The sequence below is a fragment of the Pseudomonas sp. genome (assembly GCF_051660785.1).
Lineage (GTDB): Bacteria > Pseudomonadota > Gammaproteobacteria > Pseudomonadales > Pseudomonadaceae > Aquipseudomonas.
Window position 1 is genome coordinate 66,263 of record NZ_JBOFQE010000056.1, and the last position, 23,283, is coordinate 89,545.

Here is a 23,283-nt window from a genome sequence, read left to right on the forward strand (position 1 = left end):
CGTGCGCTGGCTCAGGATTGCCATAGGTTTAACCGTCACGTTGCTGACCTTGCTCTGCATGCTCCCGGCCCAGGCCGCGCAAGGCAGTGGCTGGGCGGTATTGCTTGACGAACAGGGCGACCTGCAGCTGAGCGACATCCGTTCCGCTCGCTACACCAATCAATTCAGCCCCATCGAACTCGACCGCCTCACCGCCGCTGAGCCCGAAGGTGCATTGTGGCTGCGTTTCAGGCTGGCACCCGGCAAGCACGAACAATTGCTGCGAGTATTTGCCCCCGACCTGTCGCGTCTCAACCTGTATGTGCTCGACGGCGACACGCTGATCGATCAACTGAACACCGGCACCGGCCAGCCTCAGGCTGACCGTCCCCTGCCCAGCAGCGATTTCATGTTGCCGCTGCCGCAAAGCGACAAACCCCTCGACGTCTACCTGCGACTGGTTTCCGAACATCAGTTGCGGCCGTACATCACCCTGCAATCGGCGATCATGACCGCGGCCAATCAGAACCAGATGCTGATTTACGGCCTGCTCTTCGGTTGCATCGGCATGCTGATCCTGCACAACCTCGTCCGCTATGCCTATACCCGCTCGCGCAGCAGCCTCTGGCTGGCCGGATGCGAAGCCCTGTTGATGCTCAGCCTTTTGCTGTTGCTGAATCTGGCCGGCCCTTGGCTGCCCAACTGGCACGCAGTGCAGACGCCCGGCGCTTATCTCGCCTTGCTGATGACGGCGCCCTGCGGCCTGATGTTCGCCTATCGCTTCTTCGCCCCGCTCGGGTCGCACCCGCTGAACAAGCTGTTGCTGGGGGACATTCTGTTCATCGTGGTGTGCGGCTTGCTGCTGTTGTTCGTCAACACGCTGCCGCTGAACATCATCACCTACGCTCTGGTCGCCCTGGCGGGTCTGAGCATGTTGTTCGTCGGTGCCTATCACTGGCAGAAGGGGTATCGCCCGGCACGCCTGTTCGTGGCGGCGATGGTGGTGTTCAACATCGGTACGCTGATCATGTTGCCCGCCCTGCTGGGGCTGACCCTGGTCGCACCTCAAGGCCTGATCATCACGCTGCTGGTGTTCATCTGCATCAGTGGCCTGTTGATGAGCATTGCATTGGGCGAACGCCAGCGCAGCATCACCGAAGACCGTTTCAGCGTCAGCCGCGACCTGGCAGCCAGCAACGCCGAGATCAACGCCAAGGCCGAGTTCCTGGCCAAGATCAGCCACGAAATCCGCACCCCGATGAACGGCGTGCTGGGCATGACCGAACTGCTGCTGGGCACACCGTTGTCGGTCAAGCAGCGTGACTATGTGCAGACCATCCACAGCGCCGGCAACGAACTGCTGACCCTGATCAACGAGATTCTCGACATCTCGAAGCTCGAGTCCGGGCAGATCGAACTGGACGACGTGCAGTTCGACCTCAACGCCTTGATCGAAGACTGCCTGAGCATCTTCCGCGCCAAGGCCGAACAGCAGAACGTCGAACTGATCAGCTTCATCCAGCCGCAAGTGCCGCGCGTCATCAGCGGCGACCCGACGCGTCTGCGCCAGACCTTGCTGAGCCTGCTGGAAAACGCCCTGAAGAAAACCGACGAAGGCGAGATTCTTATCGTCGTCGCTCTGGACGAACGCAGCGCCAAACCGCGCCTGCGCATCGCCGTACAGGACAGCGGCGTGCCGATGGAGGCCGAAGAACGCGACGCGTTGATGCACGCCGAACTGCACAGCAAACACTTCCTCTCGGCGACCAGTCTGGGCGGCAACCTGGGGCTGGTGATTGCCCGTCAGCTGATCCGCCTGATGCAAGGGGAATTCGGCATCAAGAGCGGCGCGAACCAGGGCAGCACCTTGTGGCTGACCCTGCCCCTGGACCCTGATCGTCTCGAGCACCCGACCTCCGACCTCGATGGGCCGCTGCAAGGCGCGCGCGTGCTGGTGGTGGACGATAACGACACCTGCCGCAAAGTGCTGGTGCAGCAATGCAGCGCCTGGGGCTTGAACGTCAGCGCCGTACCGTCCGGTAAAGAGGCGCTGGCGCTGCTGCGCACCAAGGCTCACCTGCGCGATTATTTCGACGTGGTCCTGCTGGACCAGAACATGCCCGGCATGACCGGCATGCAACTGGCGGCCAAGATCAAGGAAGACCCGAGCCTGAACCACGACATTCTGCTGATCATGCTCACCGGCATCAGCAATGCGCCGAGCAAGATCATCGCGCGCAACTCGGGGATCAAACGCATCCTCGCCAAACCGGTGGCCGGCTACACCCTCAAGACCACCCTTGCCGACGAGCTGAACCAACGCAACAAAGGTCCGGCCGTCTCGCAACTCCTGCCCAACGGCCCGACGCTTCCGGTCAAGGTCCCGAGTGATTTCCGCATCCTGGTGGCCGAAGACAACAACATCTCGACCAAGGTGATTCGCGGCATGCTCGGCAAGCTCAACCTGCAACCGGACACCGCCAGCAATGGCGAAGAAGCCTTGCAGGCCATGAAAGCGCAGCGTTATGACCTGGTCCTGATGGACTGTGAGATGCCGATCCTCGACGGTTTCTCCGCCACCCAGCAGTTACGTGCCTGGGAAGTCGGCAATCAGCGGATTCGCACACCGGTGGTGGCGTTGACCGCGCACATTCTTGCCGAGCACAAAGAGCGCGCGCGCCAGGCCGGCATGGACGGACACATGGCCAAACCGGTCGAGCTGTCGCAATTGCGCGATTTGATCGAGCATTGGGTGGCGCAGCGGGATCAGCAGAATCGCACAGTGTCGACCATCTGAGAGCCCTCGGGGCTGACGCTCGGTCAGATGTCCAGCGCACTCAAGTAATTCATGGACTGGGACACCACGGACTTCTTCACCTTTTCCCGAAACGTGGCGTAATGAAGCGTGTTGAAGGTGATCGTGGTTATTTGTTCGGTGCTTTTTTGCTCAAGCGATTCATTTTTGTTGAACAGGAACCGAGAGATATTTCGCGCTATCGTAAACTTGCGATGATAGACCGCCATATCCACCTTGTTCGCGCCGTTCATCACGCACGGAATCATCTGAAAGTAGGCGATATTCCCCTTCAGAGTCGTGGACTCAAACACTTCGAGGGCCTGCGAATTGCGCTCCAACTTTGTCAGAGCGCGGCTGATGGAGTCTGAAAATCTATCATCGATGGATTCCCGGATACGTTGTATTGCCTTGCTGCCCATCGGAGCGGCGGGCACGGGCGAAAACGTTCGAGGTGTGGGTACATCCCATCCCAGAAAACGGAGTTGCCCGCAGTAGTAGTCGAACCAGTCACCCGATAAACCATCATTAACCGCATCGCGTGTGGCTTTTTGCGCAAAAGCCGTGCTCATGTAGATGTCTTCGCGGTGGGACGCAGGCAGATTACTGGCGAACGACACGATACTGCCGCCAACCACCGCTGCCGGTGGTGCAATCAGATCCGTCATGACCGAATCTCCTCTGGCTGAGTGCTGCTGCACGCATCGTCGGGCAGGGTCAACATTGCCACGTTGGTCCCGATCCGGTCTTTGACCTTCAGAGCAATTTGATCCCGTACAGGTGCATATACCTTTTCCGATAGGTGCGCCTGGACGTAACGGCGGCTGATGATGCCTTGTACATCTTCGCCCCAATAGAGGTGTGCCAAAGGGTTGGAGCTCAGCAATTGATGGGTTTTGAGCTCGATGCATACACTGCTGAAAGAAGTCGGTGTCGGCGCCACGATCACCAGCAAACGAATAGCCATCGCAGGTGCCGGCAGCTCGGTGGATTGCTCTGCGGACATTTTTTGCATATGGCTGCGCAACAAGTTGGCTGCCGGGCTGATGTCGGACTCGTTGACCATTTGTGACAGCACTTCAGCCGTCACATGCCCTTCATCTGCCCCCACTTTGGACATAGCTGCGACCGCCCACTGAACCGCCGACTCAACACTCTCTGGAGGTAGAATCAAGTCTTCGCGCGCTTTACTGCGCCAGATCCAGATACCGTCCAAAACTTTCATGTAGGTGTCATACCAACTCGCACCTGGTTCTAGTTCTGTTTTCTTATTGGCTGCCAACTGCGCATACAACACCGTATTGACCACATCATCATAGGCGGTCAAATCCTCGGATTTTGGTACTATCAAAACCGCAGCGCCGACGATCAATATTGAGTAATCACATCTCATCTATATTCCCCTACGCAGAGAAGGACGGTCGTTATTCCGACCGTCCTTCCAGACGCCTATCAAATGTCGTAGTCGAGCTTATCAGCCGAATACTTCACAAGTTTCGATGCAATCAAGTCACGAGTAGCCGCCGACACCAGATCATTCTTTTCAAAAGCTGTCTCACCGCGATACAGATCTACGGTACGAACATCCGTATCGACAAACAGTACTTTTGTCGAAGAATTCCGGCGTGTAAAACGTACTGCACCAACGGCAAAGACTGTGGCACCGTTAACATCGATACACGAACCGGTCGTTACTCCGCCTACACCCTGATTCAGCAAGTTGCGCTCATAAAGCGTCAATGCGGTATCGCGTTTTTGCAGGGCGGCAATTGCATCACCCGCGGTTTTCAGCATCAACGCAGTAGCCGGGCCCGGCACGGCAAGGCCTGTAACGACCGAAGCAAGGATCTCCAGTACCAGCTTGTCCATGCGGACACTCGTTCCCGATACGACCAGATCGTTGTAATACCTGCTGATGGTCGGCCAACCCGCTTCACCCATGACTTTACAGAACAGCGCGTACCATTCTTTACCCTGGTGTTCCAGTGGAAACTGTTTGTTTGCCACAATCGATGCAAAGTGAAAAGCATTCTGCGCGTCACTGCGGTTAACCCCGGTAAGATTACCGCTGAAACTAATGAGGCCTTCGCCAACGACCGACCCTTTCGACGGCACTTCAACTTCTTCACCCTGCGCAAAAAAACCACGAGGCCTGATAACCAGCGACTCACCCAGATCATAAGCCTGAAGATTTTCTATACAAGCAGCAACATGACTTTCATTAAACACATTATTCACAACTTCTTCCTTATCGACATTAATACAAGCTCCTCATGAACTTGCTGAAAGAACGATAAACAATCCAGACAATCTCTACAAACCAAAACATGTAACGCCATATACAGAACAAACCACGCACAACTAATTTATCTAATACAACCCGTCAAAACATAAGTAAACAAACTTGATTTCAGACCTTTTAAACTCGCCACACCCCACAGGCACTTGGCCAACTGATAGACTCCGACTCACCCGTCTCTAGATGCGAGCCCAAAACCATGCTCCATGTGTTATTCAGCGTTTACCTGAAGATGCTGGTGCTCTATAGCCCGTTCTTCGTGTTGTCCTGCTTCATCAGTCTGACTCGCGGTTATTCACGCAAGGAACAGCGTCGACTTGCCTGGAAAGTGGCCACCGCCACACTGGTGTCCAGCGTTTTGCTGTACCTGTTCGGACGCGTGATTTTCAGCGTCTTCGGCATTACCGTGGACGCGTTCCGCATCGGCGCCGGTAGCGTGCTGTTTATTTCTGCGCTGGGCATGGCCCAAGGCAAGTCAGCGGTGCAGACCGACAATGTGCAGCAGGATGTGACTATCGTCCCGCTGACCATTCCATTGACGGTCGGCCCCGGCACCATCGGTGCTCTGCTGGTCATGGGCGTGAGCCAGCCTCATTGGGATGACAAACTCACGGCCATTCTCAGTATTGCCCTGGCCAGCTTTACGGTCGGCGTGGTGCTTTACCTGTCCAACCGTATTGAGCGAATTCTCGGTGACCAGGGCTTGCAGATCGTCAGCCGTTTGATGGGTTTGTTTGTGTGCGCGTTGGCGGCACAGATAATCTTTACGGGTGTGAAAGGTTATCTGGTGCCGTAATCGCCAGGGAGCGCTACGTTCTGAAAAGCCGGTTCTGCGCTCACTCCGATCTGATATTTCGATATCAGCTCCGTTAACGTTGCGCTCCCGGTAATGCCCTTTTGCTTCAGCAACTCGGTCACTATTTGCGAAACCGCACATGATCGATAGCCATTGAGCGAAAGGAACACGTCGCCCCGCAAGGCCACATCCGCGGAGTAAACACCGCGAAAGATCAGGCTGTGCCCGCTGTCTAGGCCGTTCATCACCAAATGCTCATCGACCAGGCTGACCCACCACTCGTCCGTGATTGAGGCGTCCAGAATCAGTTTCCCCGGAACCAAGGGCGGTCGCTCAAGCGGATAACGACAATCGACGATCACCGAGTCGAGTTTCAACCAGGCCGCTCGGGTCAGCCGGCCAGTCGTTGCCCCCTGCCCCATTTTGAGCACCAGGATACGGACATCGTCGGCAATTAACGGCAGAAGGTCATGGGCCGTCTTCGGCCCCTCGACCACCAGCACGTCGGTGTTTCTCTGGACATAGTCCAGCGGCCCGACCGAGCTTTCATCCGGGTAGGTGCGCAACTGGCCGTCCCCGTGTTCGTGCAGCATCACGTTGGTTTTTTCCCGGGTACCAATCAGCGTGTACTGCGCAGTGACGGTGGCTTTCGGAATCCGGATCAATCGCCCGGTCCGGACCACATACCATTGAAGACTGTCAGGGTCTTCGACGGAGAGGAAATCGGCACATCGATGTTCGTTCGCCAGCGCCGCCAACCCTTCGCTCAATGGCCCTTCCAGTGCCGTGACCCAGCGGATATCCACACCCGTAATCCGTACCGGTTCGTTGTGCTGTAAATCCATCTCTATGCCATCAAGCGTCGTTGCGCCAAGACCCGCACCCTCCACTTTCACGTCAGTAAAAGTCCAGGGCGCCCACTCCTGCCTCGGGGCCGGCAATATCTGCGCTTGCAAAAGCCTGGTTCCTTGACCGAATGCAGCGCTCAAGAGTTTCGTATCGATAAAGCGCTGGCGGAAAATCTTGCCCGTTGAAAGATCGAACAGCCAAACGGCCTGATTGTCTGGAGTGACACTCAGCAACCGCACTTCTTTGCCATGGCCAAGGTCCGCGAGCAACAGGCGATCGTCCAGATACCAGGCGCACAAACCGGCGTCCCCGATAAAGTTGGTCAACCCAAGGAGGGCGAAGCTCGATACCGGATACCTTATCGAGACCGCTGGCAATGCGGACCACCACAGCGCTCGATCCTTGAACCAGGTTTCGGTCAATCCGCCCAAACGCAGATACCCCTCCGGCGTCATATTGAAAAACAGGCCGGCGTCAGTCAGGGCGAGATAGCCCTGTTCAACGCAGACGACATTTTTCAGCCCTCTGGGGGCAATTTCTTGGGTAGACCAATGCGCGCGCCCCTCCACAATCGACCTTTGCTGTCGTACGAGGCTTGCAAAAGACTTGTCGTAGGTAACAAACACCTCACCCTCGGCACCGGCGGGAGCGATAAGTAAAAGAGAGTTCAAGGCCTTGATCGAATCCTCCCACCCCCGCGTATGGTGACGCCTGGCAGCCGCACGAACGATCAACCCGTCAGCATCGCGGACCCAGACCAGATCACGGGAAATGCCCTCGAACTGCCAACATATCGAAACCAGCGCAGCGGGACGCCAATTCACCGTATCGATGGACTCTGCCGGCAACACGTAGTTGCCCAGTACCCGCGTCCAGTCCGTCAGCGTGTCAGCGGCTAAAACGGCCTGCAACGCCGGATCGTGACCACGGGTGATTGAGCCAAGCAACACGGACCCGTCATGGATCATAAAGGTCAACTCGTCGTGCGGGCCATCCTTCGGCGTGGACTGTTGCACGACCTGAATCCCGCCATTGGCCACGGCCTCGCAGCGGGCAATGGTCACACCCTGCCTGACCAGCAAACGGTAGCGCTTAACCAGCGTGCCGGTGATCGCGTCGACCTGCCAGACTTCGAAGCTTTCGGGGTGATAGAAATAGGCCGAGCCCTCCACCACGGCTCCGAGCACGACCTCATCGGACAGCAGGACATTCGGGTCACGGATGTACAGGAAACGATCCTGAGCCGAGTCGTAATAGGCGACCACCGTCCTCGGTTCATCCGGCTTTTCAAACGGCACCACAAAGTTGTGAACCGGGGTGTAAGGCATGGCCAGCCGATGTTCACGGGCCAATGACTTGAAGTGATCCAGCAGCGCTTGCTCCCCAAGCGCCGGATCGGCCTCTGCCTCAACCACCTCCAACTTCAGCGCAACAAGATCAACGCGCATGATCGCGTTACCTGCAAGTTTGAGCACCACATCGTGAACACCGCCACCGGTGAACTTCACACCCAGCGAATCCGCAACAAGGCAGCCCGCAGGTGCTACCCGGATGTCTGCCTCCGCCAGCCAGGGAGCGTGCAGCACCCAGCGCATGGCCGTGTGACCGGGCGCGTTGAGCTCAACGTTCACTCCAGGGTTTAGCAGCACGGAACATTGGGCGCCGGCACCTTCTATCCAGTAGGAAACCAGGCCGTGCCACGCCTTCGGCAGGGCAGGCACCACCAGCGAACGTTCGATGTTGTCGAGACGAACGTTGAATGCCGTGGGTTTGTAGACAGGGTTCAGCCGGTTGACCACGTACTCACCGGGAAACGAGTAGAACGAAAACAGAAACTGCCATTGCCCCTGCTCATTCTTTTTCTCCAGACGACGTGCCGTATCGAAGCCGCCGGCATGACGAAACGTGACAAACGGCAGCAACTTGTACTCATAGCCGTACCAGGTTTTCGGTGTGCCGGGCAAAACGATCGTCTGACCGGGCTGCGGCGAGAAAGGCGCCGAGTCGGGCAATCCAAGGCCCACGCGGATATCGGTGGCATGTTCGTAATCCACATCGAAATCCGGAACCCCGAAATGGTCGCGAAGCGGGAACAGTTTAGGGCTGTCAAAACGGACCGTCGATGCGCGCAAATCGAGATCGGCGAACACCAGCAAGGGATGCGCAATCCAGGCATTCGCGGCCGTGTCCAGGTGATAGCCGCCCTGTAGACAAGCCTTTTCCAGCCCTTCAAAAAACCGGGCGACCTCTTTGGCCTCCTCGGCAATGGTGGCAAACCCTTCGGCCAGCGCAGCGACGCCCACTGCCAATCCGCCCAGAATCACCCCGACACCGCCCAGCACCGCCGCCACGGTACCCGCACCTGCCAATGCCGCACCCAGACCGGCGGCGCCCAATACGGCGCTCGCGGAATCGAACGCCAACTGCGTCCCGAACTGCGCCTTTTCAATGTCATTGGTGGCATGGCTCAACTGATAAATATCAAACCCGACATTCACCAACCCCAAGACCGTACCGACGCCTTCATTGGCCACATGTCCCAACGCCTTTTGCACCAACGGCGCGCTGGTACGGGCGATCAGTTTTTCATCGTCGAGTGCCTGACGCACCAGTGTCACAACGCCGATCACATCCACTACGTTGCCGTGGACCAATTGGGCGTAGTTGACGTAGGCATGCAGGCGAATGGCAGTCGTCAGGGCCTGGTCACCGCCGCTGGCCGCGCCTTCGTGATGACGCAGCGCGTTCATCAAGGCTTGCACGGTGAAGCCGGCGTTGAGTGTATGAACGCTGCCGGCGTCCGTGGGGTCAGGCGAGCCAACCGGTTCATGCGGTTGCGCTGCCAACGCATGGAAGGTTTCCGAGAGGTAGTTCCTGATCCTCAGGAATCGAGGGTCATCGGTGGTAACGCGCACAAGGGTCCGTGCTGGATCGCTATCGACAAGACTGATTTTGTACTCGCCTGCCGGGGTGATCTCCAGCGTCTCGAACAACGCAACAGCGCCTGACGACAGCCCGTGCTGCTCCTGCAACTGGCGTGTCGCCTGCGCGATCTGCCTGCCCCACCAGTGGGCGTCCAGTTCCAGTAACGAACTGCCCAGCGGCCCGTTGTTGACCAGCGAGCGCCCTCGCGCACTGGCCAGCCGCTGTCTTGCCCGCGGCGCCTGCCCAGGCAGGCTGCCCGAGTCGGAAAGACTTGAAACCCGGACTCCCGATGGCAATACCGTTGCATTGAGTCGAGCGACGTCCAGTTCAATCAAATCAAAGGCCGGAAGCTCGGGTTTTCCATAAGCAGCGTACGGCTTCGCCATCTCTTGGCGAATGAAAAAATGAGTCAATGCTGCGCTGAGCGCTTGAGCAGTATCGAACTCGAAAACACCAAAATTCGGATCGTAGAAATGATAGGTACTGCCCTCGCCAACGAAGCTTTTGGCCAGCAGCATCGAGTGATTATCCGAGTTGAGCATCAACGTGCGGTCGCCGGTTTCCTCTTCGAGCGTCGCGATCACCTGTGTCAGATCGGATCGCACTACCTGTCCGCCGAGGTCATGCACGTCGACGTCGCGAAGCTCTTCGAGGATGCTCACAAATGCACTCGAATCGCTGGCATCGGGCTCAATGACCGCCAGGTAAAATCGCTCACGGAGGGAGTTGCCCGCTTCGTTTCCCTTGCTGATCGCCGCCGCCATGGCCAATGCCAGCGGGTAGCAGCGCCCGGCGATCCGGTCACCGTCGCCCTGAAGTAACAAGTCCTGCGGCACCAGTTTGAAGGTGCCTTGATCGAAGCTTCCCAGCACATCGGTCATGCGCTCGCTGATGCGGTCGCGGAATTCGAGTTTTGCGACCTGCTGAATCCGCGCGACCTGGCGTCCCCATTGCAGCAAGGTCAGTGACTGCTCCAGCGCCTGCTTCTTCAGCTCGACGCTGGTCTCGGACAACGCTACGAAAGGTGCCAAGGCACTGCCCAGACCCTCAACGAACGCGGGATGATTTTCTTTGAGCAACTCCCGTTCAATGGCCCCGTAACGGTGCGACACGCCCAATTCAGACACATTGTTGGCAAGGTTTTCCAGCCGCGCGCTGACTTGATCAAAATTGCGTTGATCCATGGCCTGCGCCCCCAGCAACGAGCCGATCCACAACCGTTGCCGGGGGTCAAGCTGCTCAACCTGCAAGGTGCCCCGGCCCATCCGGTGAAGCAATTCATCCAGAGGTAAATCCCCCGGTGCCGATTCACCCACCAACGACGGCGGTAGCGCGACCTCCTGCGCGAGGATGGATTGACGCTCGTCAAAGCTCAGCTGCAATGGCTTGTCGAAAGTCACCTCATCGGTGGTCCGCTGACTCATCGCACGCAAAAAAGGTTTGCCAAGGTGTTGCGCCAGGGAGTGCAACACTTGTGTCGACAACACATGTCGACCTTCGATGACAGGCCAGCCCTTATCAAATCTTATGGTCTGCCCTTTCAACAGCTCGGAAAAATCCCCTTGGTAGCGTGTTTTTACTTTCCCGTCGACCCAGTTTGCCTGTTCTTTTTGCAACCATACTTGCGGTGTTGCATTGATAGTCCAGCCAGAAACCTTCTCCTCTTCGGTGGCCACGTTGTAGCCCTCCGACAATTTCAACCGGTCTCGAATTTCGTTTTTTCCATCAAACAGCAGATGCTTCTCCACGTACTCCTCAAGCCCTGTGATAGCGGCCCCGGGTCCGGTCAAATCGATGGTCCCTCGGGATTCATAGCGGATACCGTCACTGTAGTAAGCACCAATAGCGCCAGCCAGCTTGCCCAAGTACCCTCGGCGCGTTCTTGACAGCGCAGGCACCTCGGCCATTTTTTCGCTCACCATCGTCACGAGAATGTCTTGTACGGCCGCATTGTTGCTCCAGTCAGCACCCGCCGTGTTCAATCGGGATTCAAACGCCGACAGGAAGTCGTAATTGAACCTGATCAATTCGATAATTGCCTGGGTCGAGCCAGCGCCGGCATGTGCCACGACATGGGAGTTCATTTCACTGTTGAATTGAACCGCCATGCGAATACCGTCTGTTGGCGTTTGACTATTCTGTGGTGCAGAGAATATTTCACTGGCACCCGGACGCTGTAGCGCAAACTCGGTCAATGCGTTTCGGTGTTCTGCCGGAATACTCATCGTGCGGTCAGTGTAACGACCGGGATCGCGGCCTGGCATCAACGACTTATTGTGATTAAGCAACAGTTGTAATACGCCAATTCGCGCACTTTCGTCAAAGGACGTTATATCGACTGTGCCCAGTCTGTTTTTCAATTGTGGCAAGTAATCTACATCACTGTAGCGGCCACCCTCACGCGCTTCGACTTGCAGGCGAACCACATCGCTGGCCGCAGCGAAGTTTCCTCGTTCTGCTACCTCGCGCTCATAGACGTCCCATAAAAGATGCTCTTTGAACACCTCACGAACGTCACGCAACCGCAGATGCTCATCTACCATGGCCAAGTGGCTGTCCAGGCATTTTTGCCTGAAAGCGATGAGGGTGGCCTCGTCCTTGCCATAGGCACGGACCATCAGATCGATACGCGCCTCATCTGCCTTGCCAGCCCAGCGTTTTTGCCTGAGATGCGTCGACATCTGCATTTTCAACACCCGGGCACGATGCTCGATCATACGGGCCAGTTCCACGGGCGTGGTGATTGTCGCTCCCCCCGACGCCATCGCATGTGCCCTGGCACTTTCCAGAATCACCCGATTCATCTCAAACGCCAGCACTGCATCACTGTCGTACCACAGGTTGAACGTATGGCCTTCCTTGACCATGATCTCCTTCCAGATGTTGATGTAGTCCCGCTGAATAGCGCCTACTGCGCTCCCGCCCACCCAAACGAAGTGCATTGTTTTTGGCACATCTGGCGCAACCGGATTCAACATCCGAACAGTCTGGACGAGTCGATTTGAATAGTTCTCGAGCCGCGCTGAGAGGTCGGCCAACGCTGGCGATATCGGCCCGGCGCGCTGGCCGATCAGCGAGCCCAGCGTGTCTTTGAACAATAACAACGGCGCCACCTGCTCCGTCCATCGCTGATCCTTTGTGCACGCGTCGTAATAGCCACTCAATGCGTCAAATTCCGGCGCGGCGTTAAACGTGTTTGTGAGTGTTTGAATATCGGACTTGAAATGCTGAAGAAACGACTTACCCGCAGAGCTTAATACCTGATATTGATTCATCCCATCCATGCCCTTATAACAATCCTGGAAATACACGCAACCAGCAACGTCGAGCACACGCCATCCGTCGATATTTGCGAACTTAAACTAATATTTAAAACCAGCGCTAATAACTCTGGCATTGAAGGCGCTTCGACCAACCCACAACTGTCACAGCACTTAAGATCAAACACCCTGTAAGTGGCGACACCGAAAAAATACTAAGCCATTTAAATAACCAGCTCAATCGACCAGCCGGGCAATTAATTAATTACACTTAAGCTCGACGAACAAGTGTAACTTTTATCTTTAACAGAAATGGTTATTAACAAACTGCGCGCGGCCGTAAGCCAAACGGCCTGTGTCGGTTGTTTCAGAACATGAAGAGTCAGGTCGTGAATTGCCTGATGCACCCGCACGCACTTTCCAGAAGCGCCCGGGCCAAGTACAGCGGGTATCCGGACGTTTTTCTGTGCATGCACGGTGAAAAATCCTACGCGCCGGAAGGTGACTGCGGCCAGCAGATCTGGCCGCGATGGCTTACCCGGCAGGCTTGTCGCCGTACCAGCGTGGCGTGTACACCCACTGGCCACCCTCGGCACGAGGGAAGGTGCAGGTCGTGGAAGAACCGATCAGCACCATGGTGCGCATGTCGACCTGATCGGGGGTCAGTTCACCCAGTGTGGTGACACGCAACGTCTGGCCAGGACGACCGATGTCCCGCCCCAATACCACCGGCGTTTCAGCGGTGCGGTGCTGCGCGACAATCTCCAGTGCCCGCCCCAGTTGCCAAGGGCGAGAACGCGAGATCGGGTTGTAGAACGCCAGCGCCAGGTCGGCCTGAGATGCCAGTTCCAGCCGCTTCTCGATAATTGTCCAGGGCTTGAGGTTGTCCGACAGAGACATCACGCAGAAGTCGTGACCCAAAGGCGCGCCGGCCTGTGCCGCCGTTGCCAGCGACGCGGAGACGCCCGGAAGAATCTCCAGATCAACGTTATGCCAGCTCGGCTCGCTCGACTCGTGCAAGGCTTCAAGCACTGCTGCAGCCATGGCGAATACGCCCGGATCCCCCGACGAAACCACCACCACCGACCGCCCTTGAGCCGCCAGTTCGAAAGCGTGCCGAGCGCGCTGCATTTCCTCGCGATTGTCGGTGCAATGCAGCACTTGGTCCTCGCGAAAAGGCCCGGCCATGCGCACGTAGGTTTCATAACCCAGCACATCATTGGCGCGCGCCAGTTCGGCCTTGACCGCAGGCACCATCAATTCGGCGGCGCCAGGGCCCAGGCCGATCACGGCCAAACGACCGCGTGCGCGACCGATCTGGGCAACCTCCAGTGGCCGGCTGGCCACTGCGATAGCGATGCCGGTATCCGTCGACACCACGGTAGCGTTCGGCACGGCTTGGTGGGCCAGCTCGCTGACATCGCCGTTGACCGAAACAAACCGCAGCGGCACACCCAGCTCAAGCGCCGCTTCACGCAACGCAGGATTGGCCATGTGCAGTTCGCTGGCCAGCAGACACGCCAGCGATTGCACGGCGATGTTTGCCTGATGCAGGGCCAAGCGAATCGCACTCGGTAAATCCGCCAACTCGGCGTCCACCACCACCAGCACACTGCGCGGGTAGATCAACAATTCATTGGCCGCCGGCGTGCGCTCGGCGCTGCTCACGCGGATCGACAACTGAGCCTGCGGGTCTTCCGGCAACTGTGCTTGCGCCAGCCACGGCGCGGTGCCTTCGATGCGCACGCTTTGGCCGGCGAGCAAATCGGAAACAAAGCGCTTACCCAGTTCCAGATCGCCGAGGGCGTAGCCGTTGGGTGGATTGAGCAGGCAGGTGCCGAAGCGCAACTCACCGCTGGTGGTGATCGCGGCGGCCACTTCGAGACCGGCAGCAATTTCCCGCGCCATGACATTCACGCCACCGAGTCCACCCAGCAGTGGCACCACGGCGCTGCCGTCTTCGGCCACAGCCAGCACCGGTGGCTCGGCGCCCTTCTCCAGCAGCAACGGCGCCAAGGTACGAATCACAATGCCTGCCGCGCACAAGGCAATGATCGGTGTGTCCTGTTGATAGAACTCGCGCAAGGTCGCGCCGAACTCGTGATAGACACGGTCCGCGCCTTCCACCCGTTCGGCCAGACCATGGATCAAGGCGCCGGGGTAGACCTGCTGGATCTTGCGCGCGGTCGCGAGGCTGCCATTGCCAAGAATGACAATCGCCGGAACTGGACGGGGCATCAGCCTTGCCACCTTTCACCGGGAACGATAATCAGCGAGAAGTACGGCGAGGACATCGGCTCGACCTGATCCAGCGGGACGATTTTCTGATTGGCCATGGTCGCGCGCTCGACGTACAGCGCACGCTCAGCCAGACCTAGTTCTTCGAGTACCTGACGGACCTTGGGGAAGTTGCGCCCCAGCTTCATGATCACCGCCGCGTCGGCATCGGCCAGCCGACGCTTGAGGTCTTCGTGCGGCAGCACACCGGAGAGCACCGACAGGCTCTGATTGCGGTAAACCAACGGCGCGCCCAGCACCGACGCGCCGCCGAGCATCGAGCAAACACCCGGCACGACTTCGGCTTCGTAGCGTTCGGCCAGGCGGTCGTGCAGGTACATGTAGGAGCCGTAGAAAAACGGATCGCCTTCGCAGATCACGGCCACGTCGCGACCGGCATCCAGATGCGCGGCGAGTTCTTCGCCCGCCGCATCGTAGAAATCGCTGATCACTTGCTCGTACGACAGCGGCGCCGGCAGCGCTTCAGTGGTGACCGGATACACCAGCGGCAACAGCGTTTGCGCGTCCTGCAAATGCGCTTCGATGATGCCGAAGGCGTTGCCCTTCTTGCCCTTGGCGACGAAGTACGCCACCACCGGCGATTCGCGCAGCAGGCGCAGGGCTTTGACGGTAATCAGTTCCGGATCACCGGGGCCGACGCCCAGGCCGATCAAGCGTCCAGGGGTCTGCATCATTCGATCTCCGTGGCGAGGGCGTTGACGGCGGCGGCGGCCATGGCGCTACCGCCCAGCCGGCCTTGCATGATCACAAACGGCACGCCGCGACTGTCGGCCGCCAGTGCTGCTTTCGATTCGGCGGCGCCGACGAAGCCGACCGGGAAGCCGAGGATCAGTGCCGGTTTCGGTGCGCCTGCGTCGAGCATTTCCAACAAATAAAACAGCGCGGTCGGTGCGTTGCCGATCACCACCACGCTGCCTTCCAGATGCGGGCGCCACAGTTCCAGCGCGGCGGCGGAACGGGTGTTGCCCAGCTCGCGAGCCAGTTCCGGAACGCTTTCATCGCGCAGCGTGCAGATCACCGGGTTGTTGGCCGGCAGACGCGTGCGGGTCACGCCTTCGCTGACCATGCGCGCGTCGCACAGGATTGGCGCACCGGCAGCCAGTGCCTCGCGCCCGGCCTTGCCCGCGCCGTCGGAAAATTGCAGGCCGTCGATGGCATCGACCATGCCGCAGGCGTGGATCACCCGCACCGCGAGTTTTTCCAGATCGGCCGGGATGCGCTCGAGGTTGGCCTCGGCACGAATGATCGCGAAGGAGTTGCGATAGATCTCCTGACCGTCGCGGATGTAATCAAGCATCTAAGGGGCTCCGTGAGCGGGCGTCGAGCAAGGCCGCGACCGCTTCAATAGTAAGGTTGCGTGCGTGCAACGCGCCGAAGCCCGGCTGCGCTGCATCGCGAAAATAGAGGTCGTAGTGACCGGGAGAAACTGCCAGCAACGTGACCGGGGCAATGTGTGCGGCCGCACAGGAACGCTGGCAGCCGGACAGGTGCACATTCAGGGTCTGGCCATGGCGTTTCAGCAGTGCCGCCAATTCTCGGGCATCGCCCTTGGTATCGGCGAGGCCTTTGCCGCATCCGGTCGAGCCGGTGCAGGCGATGAGATGCACCAGAGCATCGTCGGCCGAGCAGCACAGGCCGAGTTGTTCGAGGCTGTGGATAACTTGAGGCGCGTCGTCGCCATGGACGCCGGGCAATAACAGGCTTTGCCAAGGCGTGAAACGCAAAGTGCCGTCGCCCTGTTCGCGCGCCAATTGTGCGGCGCGCCTGAGCATCGCCGGATTCAAGCGGCCCAGAGGCGGCACTGCGCCGATGTACATACGCCCGGCATCACGCTGTGAATGGGCGCCGATGTGCAGGGCGCTTGAACTTGCCTCGCGCGGGGAAGCTTTGATGCACATCAATGGCACTCGCTCGGCCAGACGCGCGAGAAACGTGTCGAGCGAACACTCGGCGAGCAGATGCCGCATGCGGGTCTGCTCGGGGCGCGCCAATTCCAGGAACAACTCCAGCACCGCGACCACCAAGCCGTGGCCCTGTTCCAGCAACACCGCGCCTACAGGCGGGTCGACAAGGCAACCTGCCAGACCGAATGCAAACACCCGCTCTCCGTCTCGTTCAGCAGCGGACAACCAAAGATCATGGGGATGTTCGAGCATCACCAGACCTTCACCGCCATCCAGTTGCACGGCGAACTTGGCGCTGAGGTCGTGGAAGCGTTCATCGCTTTGCAGCGTGGCGAGGATCTGTTCAGCCAGTGGGCGCGTATCGATCAGCATCTGTTGATCAATGCCGGCGCCGGGGCTGAGCATCAGATTGCGCACATCGTCGCCCGCCGCGCTGGTCGGACCGAGCCCGGCCGCCATCAGGCTGTCGATCAAGGCGCCGTGCTCACTGCCTATCCCGCGGATTTGCAGGTTGGCGCGGTTGGTGGCCTCGATCACCCCGCCAGCGAAACGCTCGGCAGCATTGGCCACTGCTTCGGCCTGAGCCGCGCTGATCGAACCGCCATTCAACTTGATCCGACAGATACCGCCGTCCAGCGCCTGGACAATACGCAGCAACCCCGGGCAGGCCGAGGGGCGTAAAGCTGAGGAGATCGGGCGTTCGTTCAAGGAGGCGACCAGCAATGGGGGAAAGACGCTTCGCGGGCGAAGGCGCGGTATTATGCCTGCTTTGTTCGACGGCATGAAAAGACTGCCCGTCGGAACAGCTCGTTTGAAGACTATTTTTGAGGGCTACAGATGTCACTCTGGCTGACAGTAGTGGGAATCGGCGAAGACGGCTTCAAGGGCCTGGGCAAAAACGCCCGGCACGCCCTGTTGCGCGCTTCGCGGATCATTGGTGGCCAGCGACAACTGGATTTGCTGCCGGCCTGCATCCGTGGCGAGCGGCAATTGTGGCCCGGCCCATTTTCCCTCGACCCTTTGCTGGCGCTGCGCGGTGAGCCGGTCTGCGTGCTGGCCAGCGGCGATCCGATGTTCTTTGGCGTCGGTGCCAGTCTTGCCCGGCAAGTGCCCAACGATGAAATGCTGGTCCTGCCAGCGCCCTCTTCCTGCTCGCTCGCGGCGGCGCGAATGGGTTGGCCGTTGCAAGAGGTGGTGACGCTTTCGGTGGTTGCCCGGCCCATCGCCGCACTGAACGCGCAGTTGTTCAGCGGCGTGCGCTTGCTGGTGCTGAGCAACGATGGCCAAAGCCCGGCCGCCATTGCGGCGCTGCTGCGCGAACGCGGTTTCGGTCCGAGCCGTCTCAGCGTGCTGGAACATCTGGGCGGCGCCGCCGAACGACGTATCGATGGCGTTGCCAATGACTGGAACGCTGCATCGGTTGCCGATCTGAACCTGATCGCCATCGAGTGCATCGCCGAGCCAAACACGCCGCGCCTCTCGCGACTGGCCGGCCTCCCAGACGACGCCTTCAAGCACGACGGTCAACTGACCAAACGTGACGTGCGCGCGATTACCCTTGCGCGCCTCGCCCCGGTTCCTGGCGAACTGCTGTGGGACGTCGGCGCCGGCAGCGGCTCGATCGGCATCGAATGGATGCGTGCTCACCCCGGTTGCCGCGCGCTGGCGATCGAAGCCGATGAAGGTCGGCAACAGCTGATCGAACACAACCGCGATGCCCTCGGCGTGCCCGGATTACAGCTGATTCGCGGCAGTGCACCACAGGCCCTGGCCGGGCTCGAACGCCCGGATGCGATCTTTATCGGTGGCGGGGTTACCCGTGAAGGAGTGCTCGACACCTGTTGGGCGCAGCTCAAACCCGGTGGTCGACTGATCGCCAACGCTGTCACGTTGCAAAGCGAAGTGACCCTGATGGCCTGGCGCGAACGTCACGGCGGTGAGCTGACCCGCATTCACGTCGCTCAGGCCCAACCGCTGGGGGAGTTCGACACCTGGCGCCAGGCGTTGCCGATTACCTTGCTGGACGTGACGAAACCTTTCGATGCGTGACGAAACCGCCGAGCAACCCGCCCCGCTGCGCAGCGGCCTGACCACGGGCAGTTGCGCCACCGCGACCAGTCTCGCGGCGGCGCGATTGTTGTTGAGCGGGATGCGCGCAGACGCTGTGGAAATCGTTCTGCCCAAAGGCAAACAAGTGCAGATGCGCCTGGAGTTCTGCCGATTGATCGACGACGGCGCCGAAGCCGGAACGATCAAGGACGCCGGGGATGACCCGGACGTGACCCATGGCGCGCTGCTGTATTCCCAAGTGCGATTGAGTGACGAGCCGGGCATCCGTTTCAGTGCTGGCCGTGGTGTCGGCACCGTCACCCGGCCGGGTCTGGTGCTGGGTGTCGGCGAGCCGGCGATCAACCCGGTGCCGCGCAAAATGATCACCGAACACTTGATGCTGTTGGCCGATGAGCTCGGCTACGGCGGCGGCTTTGCGGTCACGGTCAACGTCGAGGACGGCGAAGCGCTGGCACTGAAAACCATGAACCCGCGACTGGGCATTCTGGGCGGGCTGTCGATACTCGGCACCAGCGGTATCGTCCGGCCGTTTTCCTGCGCGGCCTACATCGCCTCGATCCACCAAGGCATCGATGTCGCCAAAACCAACGGTTACCTGCATATCGCCGCGTGTACCGGCAACGCCAGCGAAGACACCATGCGCCGCGTCTACGACCTGCCGGAAATCGCCCTGATCGAAATGGGCGACTTCGTCGGTGCCGTCCTCAAACACTTGCGCAAAGTGCCGGTGGAAAAACTCAGCCTGTGCGGCGGCTTCGGCAAGATCAGCAAACTGGCCGCCGGGCACATGGACTTGCACAGCCGGCATTCCAGCATCGACCTGCCGCAACTGGCCGAATGGGCTGCCGCGATTGGCGCCGACGAGGCGTTGCAGCAAGGCATCCGCGAGGCCAATACCAGCCAGCAAGCCTTGGTGATGGCCAGCGCGGCGGGCATCGCGCTCGGTGATGCGGTGTGTCAGCACGCGCTGGATTTTGCCCGCAGCGTGGTGCCGGCGCAGGTTCAAGTTGAAGTGTTTGCCATCGATCGACAGGGCGGGATAGTCGGCCATGCAGGAGTTTTTCAATGAAGCGTATTTTGCTGCTGGGCGGCGTGACTGAGGCGTTGGCCATCGCACGCACGCTGGGGCCGGAACACATCTACAGCCTGGCCGGTGTCGGTCGCGTGCCGACGGACCTGACCTGCCAGGTACGCGTCGGCGGCTACGGTGGCGCGCAAGGCCTGGCGCAGTTCATTCGCGATGAAGGGATTGACCTGCTGCTGGACGCGACCCACCCCTACGCTGCGCAAATCAGCCAGAACGCCGCCACCGCCGCGGATTTGACCGACATTCCCTGCTGGGCCCTGCGCCGGCCGGCATGGCAACCGCAGCCGGGCGATGACTGGCGGGACGTCAGCGATTGGGCCGAACTGGTCGAAGCCCTCAAACCCTTCCGCCGACCACTGTTCACCCTCGGCCGCGAACCGCTGCAGCACCTGCACGAAATTCCGCCGGAGCAATTCTGGACCTTGCGCGCACTGGACGTTTACCCCGGCAACGAACGCTGCGAAGTCATCGGCGCACGCGGGCCGTTTCTGATCGAGGATGAACGTGAGCTGTTCGAGCGTCGGCAGATTGATGTACTGATCAGTAAGAACAGCGGCAGCACGGCGACTGAGCCGAAGCTGGAAGTGGCGCGGGAACGTGGGGTGCCGGTGATTGTGTTGCAGCGGCCGGCGTTGCCGGGGGTGGATCGGGAGCTACTGACGCTTCAAGAAACACTTGATGCGTTGGCCACCTTTGTTTAATAGGGCAGGATCGCTGGCTTGCATGATAAGTAACCTATTTGTTACCTTCAGGGCCGTCTGTGATCACACTCGAAGAATATTTGCAGGAAAACGAAACAAGCCCCTTTGGACGTTGGTTTTCCACCTTAAATAAGCAGGCAGCGTTTAAGGTATCTACTGCCCTGGTCCGACTGGAGCTGGGCAATACTTCCAATATCAAGTGGCTTGAAGGTCTCGGCGAATACCGAATAAATTGGGGCCCAGGCTACAGAATCTATCTTATTCAAGAGGGAAAACGCCTGATCATCCTTTTTGGTGGCGGCGATAAGTCCACCCAAAAGGCCGACATCAAACAGGCAAAAACACTGATAGCTGAATTTAGAACCCGTAAGAAAGCTGAACGAACCCGGAGATAAAGTCATGGCGCTCACCCGAAGCTACAAACACACCATCGCCGAGCGTGCCCAGCGTGACCCCGAGTTCGCTCAGGCATTGTTGGATGAGGCTGCTACTCTGTTTCTTAATGGTGAACCTGAAATGGCCAGGATCATTTTGCGCGATCTCGTCAACGCCACCGTTGGTTTTGAAGAGCTGGCGAAGGAAACAGCAAAACCAAGCAAAAGTCTTCATCGAATGTTGTCAGCCAAGGGCAACCCGAGCATGGATAACCTGGCTGCGATATTTGCCGTAATTCGCGCTACGCTTGGGGTAGATATGCAAGTGCATGCGGTACGTGCGCACTGATGGAACGAGAAACAAACTGTTTTTCCTGCGACACCACACCGCACGCCGCATTTTTACTTATCGGCCCTGATCAGGCTAAATAGCCGCGCCTGATCGCCCACCCAACGGATTTTGTCCCATGTCCCGACAACGGCTCGCAATTGCCTGGATCGCCTGCTTCGCAGTGCTGTTCAACATGCTCGCCATGCCGGTGACCGGAGCCATGGCGCAGTCGGCGAAATCACCCGCCGGGCAATTGTTGTGGGGCAGTTTCTGTACGTCCAGCGGCACCAAGATGGTGGCGATTTCCCTGGGCGACCTTGAGCAGAAAGCGCCGCAGAATGACGATCATTCCAACATGCAGCATTGCTGGTGCTGCTCCGGTTCCGCACCGCTGGTGGCGTTGCCCGGGCATGTGCCGCAGCTGTATTTCGCCCGTTTCGAGGCCAATCGAAGCGTGCCTGCCACCTCTCTCGAAACACCGACCCCGCGCCAGCAATGGCCGAGCCTCAATCCCCGCGCGTCCCCTCTGGTGTGATTCTTTCTCGCAATTGACCTGCGTCTTGAATCGTTCTGGAGAACTGCCATGTTGAACAAACTCATCGTTCTGGCTGCGTTGCTGCTGCCTGCCTGCTTTGCCAATGCCCATGAATACAAGGCTGGCGAACTGGAGATAGCACACCCGTGGTCGCAGGAGTTGCCGCCTAACGCGCCAACCGTAGCGGCCTACTTTGTCATTCAAAACCCAGGCAAAACCGCTGACCGCTTGCTCAGCGTCGACTCGCCGATTGCAGGTATTGCGCAACTGCATGAGCACGTCATGAAAGACGATCTGATGAAAATGCAGCAAGTGCCGAGTGTCGATGTTCCTGCCGGTGGCAATGTCACGTTTGCGCCGATGGCCTATCACGTAATGCTGCTGGAATTGAAAGACCGCAGCCTGCTAAGCGACGGCAAGCGTTTCCCGCTGACCCTGCACTTCGAAAAGTCCGGTGATGTGACGGTCGACGTCTCGGTGCAGAAGAAGCCGCCGGAAGACTCGCAGATGCACGCCCACGCCCAGTAATCGACTGAGCAGAAACCGCCATGCGCCCGCTTAGCGCCAAGTCATCCGCACACCGTCGTCAGTCGTCGAGCCTGACGCGCGGAAGCTGGATCAGCCTGTTCGCCATGCTGATGATCTTTATTGGCCCGCTGATTTCTCAGTCGATGCCGATGGATCAGCGCGCCTCGTCGATGGCGATGAGCCTGACGATGGACATCAGCATGGACATGTCGGCCATGGAGCACGCCGATCACGGCGCACAACCTGCCGCCGAGCACTGCCCGCCCGCAGCCTCGCATCACGCGCTCTGGGAAAAATGCGGCTATTGCAGCCTGTTGTTCAATTGCCCGGCGCTGACCGGTGGCCAGACCTTCGTCGCGTTCGACACGCCAACAGCCACCACTTTCACCACCCCCTCCCCTCGCCTGGGCCACGCCCGGCAAACCTTCTTCCCCGGCGCCCGAACCCGCGCCCCACCCATCGTCGCGTAAACACTCACCTCTGATTTCACACGGTTTCGAAGACAACTAAAGCAACCAGTTGCAGTGAGCCAGTGTGGCGAGGGAGCTTGCTC

General features: G+C 59.1%; 18 protein-coding genes. 10 read left to right on the forward strand and 8 right to left on the reverse strand.

What is annotated here, in order from left to right:
- The first annotated feature begins 1 nt into the window (after window position 1).
- The gene (locus ACRC4F_RS13515) at window positions 2–2,776 is read left to right on the forward strand and encodes a response regulator (RefSeq protein WP_438659742.1); all 2,775 of its coding nucleotides are present in this window, start codon (window positions 2–4) and stop codon (window positions 2,774–2,776) included.
- Window positions 2,777–2,799: 23 nt separating this feature from the next.
- Here the strand turns inward: ACRC4F_RS13515 and ACRC4F_RS13520 are convergent, their stop codons facing one another.
- The 3 genes from ACRC4F_RS13520 to ACRC4F_RS13530 are packed head-to-tail and all read right to left on the reverse strand — an operon-like array spanning window position 2,800 to window position 5,011.
- Window positions 2,800–3,441, reverse strand: coding sequence for a hypothetical protein (locus ACRC4F_RS13520; protein WP_438659743.1), 642 nt, complete (start codon window positions 3,439–3,441; stop codon window positions 2,800–2,802).
- Window positions 3,438–4,166: a hypothetical protein gene (locus ACRC4F_RS13525; RefSeq protein WP_438659744.1), complete on the reverse strand. Its 729-nt coding sequence runs from the start codon at window positions 4,164–4,166 to the stop codon at window positions 3,438–3,440. Before ACRC4F_RS13525 ends, ACRC4F_RS13520 begins: the two co-directional genes overlap by 4 nt.
- Window positions 4,167–4,225: 59 nt before the next feature.
- Complete coding sequence (locus ACRC4F_RS13530; protein ID WP_438659745.1) at window positions 4,226–5,011, reverse strand: hypothetical protein; 786 nt, start codon at window positions 5,009–5,011, stop codon at window positions 4,226–4,228.
- A 260-nt stretch (window positions 5,012–5,271) separates the two neighbouring features.
- On the opposite strand from ACRC4F_RS13530, the gene ACRC4F_RS13535 reads away from it, so the two are divergent.
- Window positions 5,272–5,868: a MarC family protein gene (locus ACRC4F_RS13535; RefSeq protein ID WP_007937197.1), complete on the forward strand. Its 597-nt coding sequence runs from the start codon at window positions 5,272–5,274 to the stop codon at window positions 5,866–5,868.
- Here the strand turns inward: ACRC4F_RS13535 and ACRC4F_RS13540 are convergent.
- From ACRC4F_RS13540 to cobG, 5 genes are all read right to left on the reverse strand, one after another.
- Entirely contained in the window at window positions 5,853–12,974 is a 7,122-nt protein-coding gene (locus ACRC4F_RS13540) for a TcdA/TcdB pore-forming domain-containing protein (protein WP_438659746.1), read from the reverse strand. The two genes, ACRC4F_RS13535 and ACRC4F_RS13540, sit on opposite strands and share 16 nt — an antisense overlap.
- Window positions 12,975–13,436: 462 nt before the next feature.
- On the reverse strand, window positions 13,437–15,140 hold the full coding sequence (gene cobJ / locus ACRC4F_RS13545; protein WP_438659747.1) for a precorrin-3B C(17)-methyltransferase: 1,704 nt from the start codon (window positions 15,138–15,140) through the stop codon (window positions 13,437–13,439).
- Entirely contained in the window at window positions 15,140–15,874 is a 735-nt protein-coding gene (locus tag ACRC4F_RS13550) for a precorrin-2 C(20)-methyltransferase (RefSeq protein ID WP_438659748.1), read from the reverse strand. Before ACRC4F_RS13550 ends, cobJ begins: the two co-directional genes overlap by 1 nt.
- On the reverse strand, window positions 15,871–16,497 hold the full coding sequence (locus ACRC4F_RS13555) for a precorrin-8X methylmutase (RefSeq protein WP_438659749.1): 627 nt from the start codon (window positions 16,495–16,497) through the stop codon (window positions 15,871–15,873). Before ACRC4F_RS13555 ends, ACRC4F_RS13550 begins: the two co-directional genes overlap by 4 nt.
- On the reverse strand, window positions 16,490–17,887 hold the full coding sequence (gene cobG / locus ACRC4F_RS13560; RefSeq protein ID WP_438659750.1) for a precorrin-3B synthase: 1,398 nt from the start codon (window positions 17,885–17,887) through the stop codon (window positions 16,490–16,492). The genes ACRC4F_RS13555 and cobG overlap by 8 nt, the downstream gene beginning before the upstream one ends.
- Before the next feature lie 54 nt (window positions 17,888–17,941).
- Between cobG and cbiE the strand changes: the two genes are divergently transcribed.
- The 8 genes from cbiE (at window position 17,942) to ACRC4F_RS13600 (ending at window position 23,200) form a co-directional block, all read left to right on the forward strand.
- On the forward strand, window positions 17,942–19,153 hold the full coding sequence (gene cbiE, locus ACRC4F_RS13565) for a precorrin-6y C5,15-methyltransferase (decarboxylating) subunit CbiE (protein WP_438659751.1): 1,212 nt from the start codon (window positions 17,942–17,944) through the stop codon (window positions 19,151–19,153).
- Window positions 19,146–20,243, forward strand: coding sequence for a cobalt-precorrin-5B (C(1))-methyltransferase (locus ACRC4F_RS13570; protein ID WP_438659752.1), 1,098 nt, complete (start codon window positions 19,146–19,148; stop codon window positions 20,241–20,243). The genes cbiE and ACRC4F_RS13570 overlap by 8 nt, the downstream gene beginning before the upstream one ends.
- Window positions 20,240–20,962 (forward strand): cobalt-precorrin-6A reductase, encoded by a 723-nt coding sequence (locus ACRC4F_RS13575; protein ID WP_438659753.1) that lies wholly within the window; start codon window positions 20,240–20,242, stop codon window positions 20,960–20,962. The genes ACRC4F_RS13570 and ACRC4F_RS13575 overlap by 4 nt, the downstream gene beginning before the upstream one ends.
- 59 nt (window positions 20,963–21,021) lie before the next feature.
- Window positions 21,022–21,357 carry a type II toxin-antitoxin system RelE/ParE family toxin gene (locus ACRC4F_RS13580; protein WP_438659754.1) on the forward strand — a complete coding sequence of 112 codons (336 nt, stop codon included), beginning with the start codon at window positions 21,022–21,024 and terminating at the stop codon, window positions 21,355–21,357.
- A 4-nt stretch (window positions 21,358–21,361) separates the two neighbouring features.
- Entirely contained in the window at window positions 21,362–21,685 is a 324-nt protein-coding gene (locus ACRC4F_RS13585) for a helix-turn-helix domain-containing transcriptional regulator (protein ID WP_131058881.1), read from the forward strand.
- A 118-nt stretch (window positions 21,686–21,803) separates the two neighbouring features.
- Window positions 21,804–22,202, forward strand: a complete 399-nt coding sequence (locus tag ACRC4F_RS13590; RefSeq protein WP_438659755.1) for a DUF2946 domain-containing protein — start codon at window positions 21,804–21,806, stop codon at window positions 22,200–22,202.
- A 48-nt stretch (window positions 22,203–22,250) separates the two neighbouring features.
- Window positions 22,251–22,730, forward strand: a complete 480-nt coding sequence (locus tag ACRC4F_RS13595) for a copper chaperone PCu(A)C (protein ID WP_438659756.1) — start codon at window positions 22,251–22,253, stop codon at window positions 22,728–22,730.
- Between the two features lie 20 nt (window positions 22,731–22,750).
- A complete protein-coding gene (locus ACRC4F_RS13600; protein WP_438659757.1) occupies window positions 22,751–23,200 on the forward strand; it encodes a DUF2946 domain-containing protein in 450 nt (149 codons plus the stop codon).
- Window positions 23,201–23,283 lie beyond the last annotated feature (83 nt).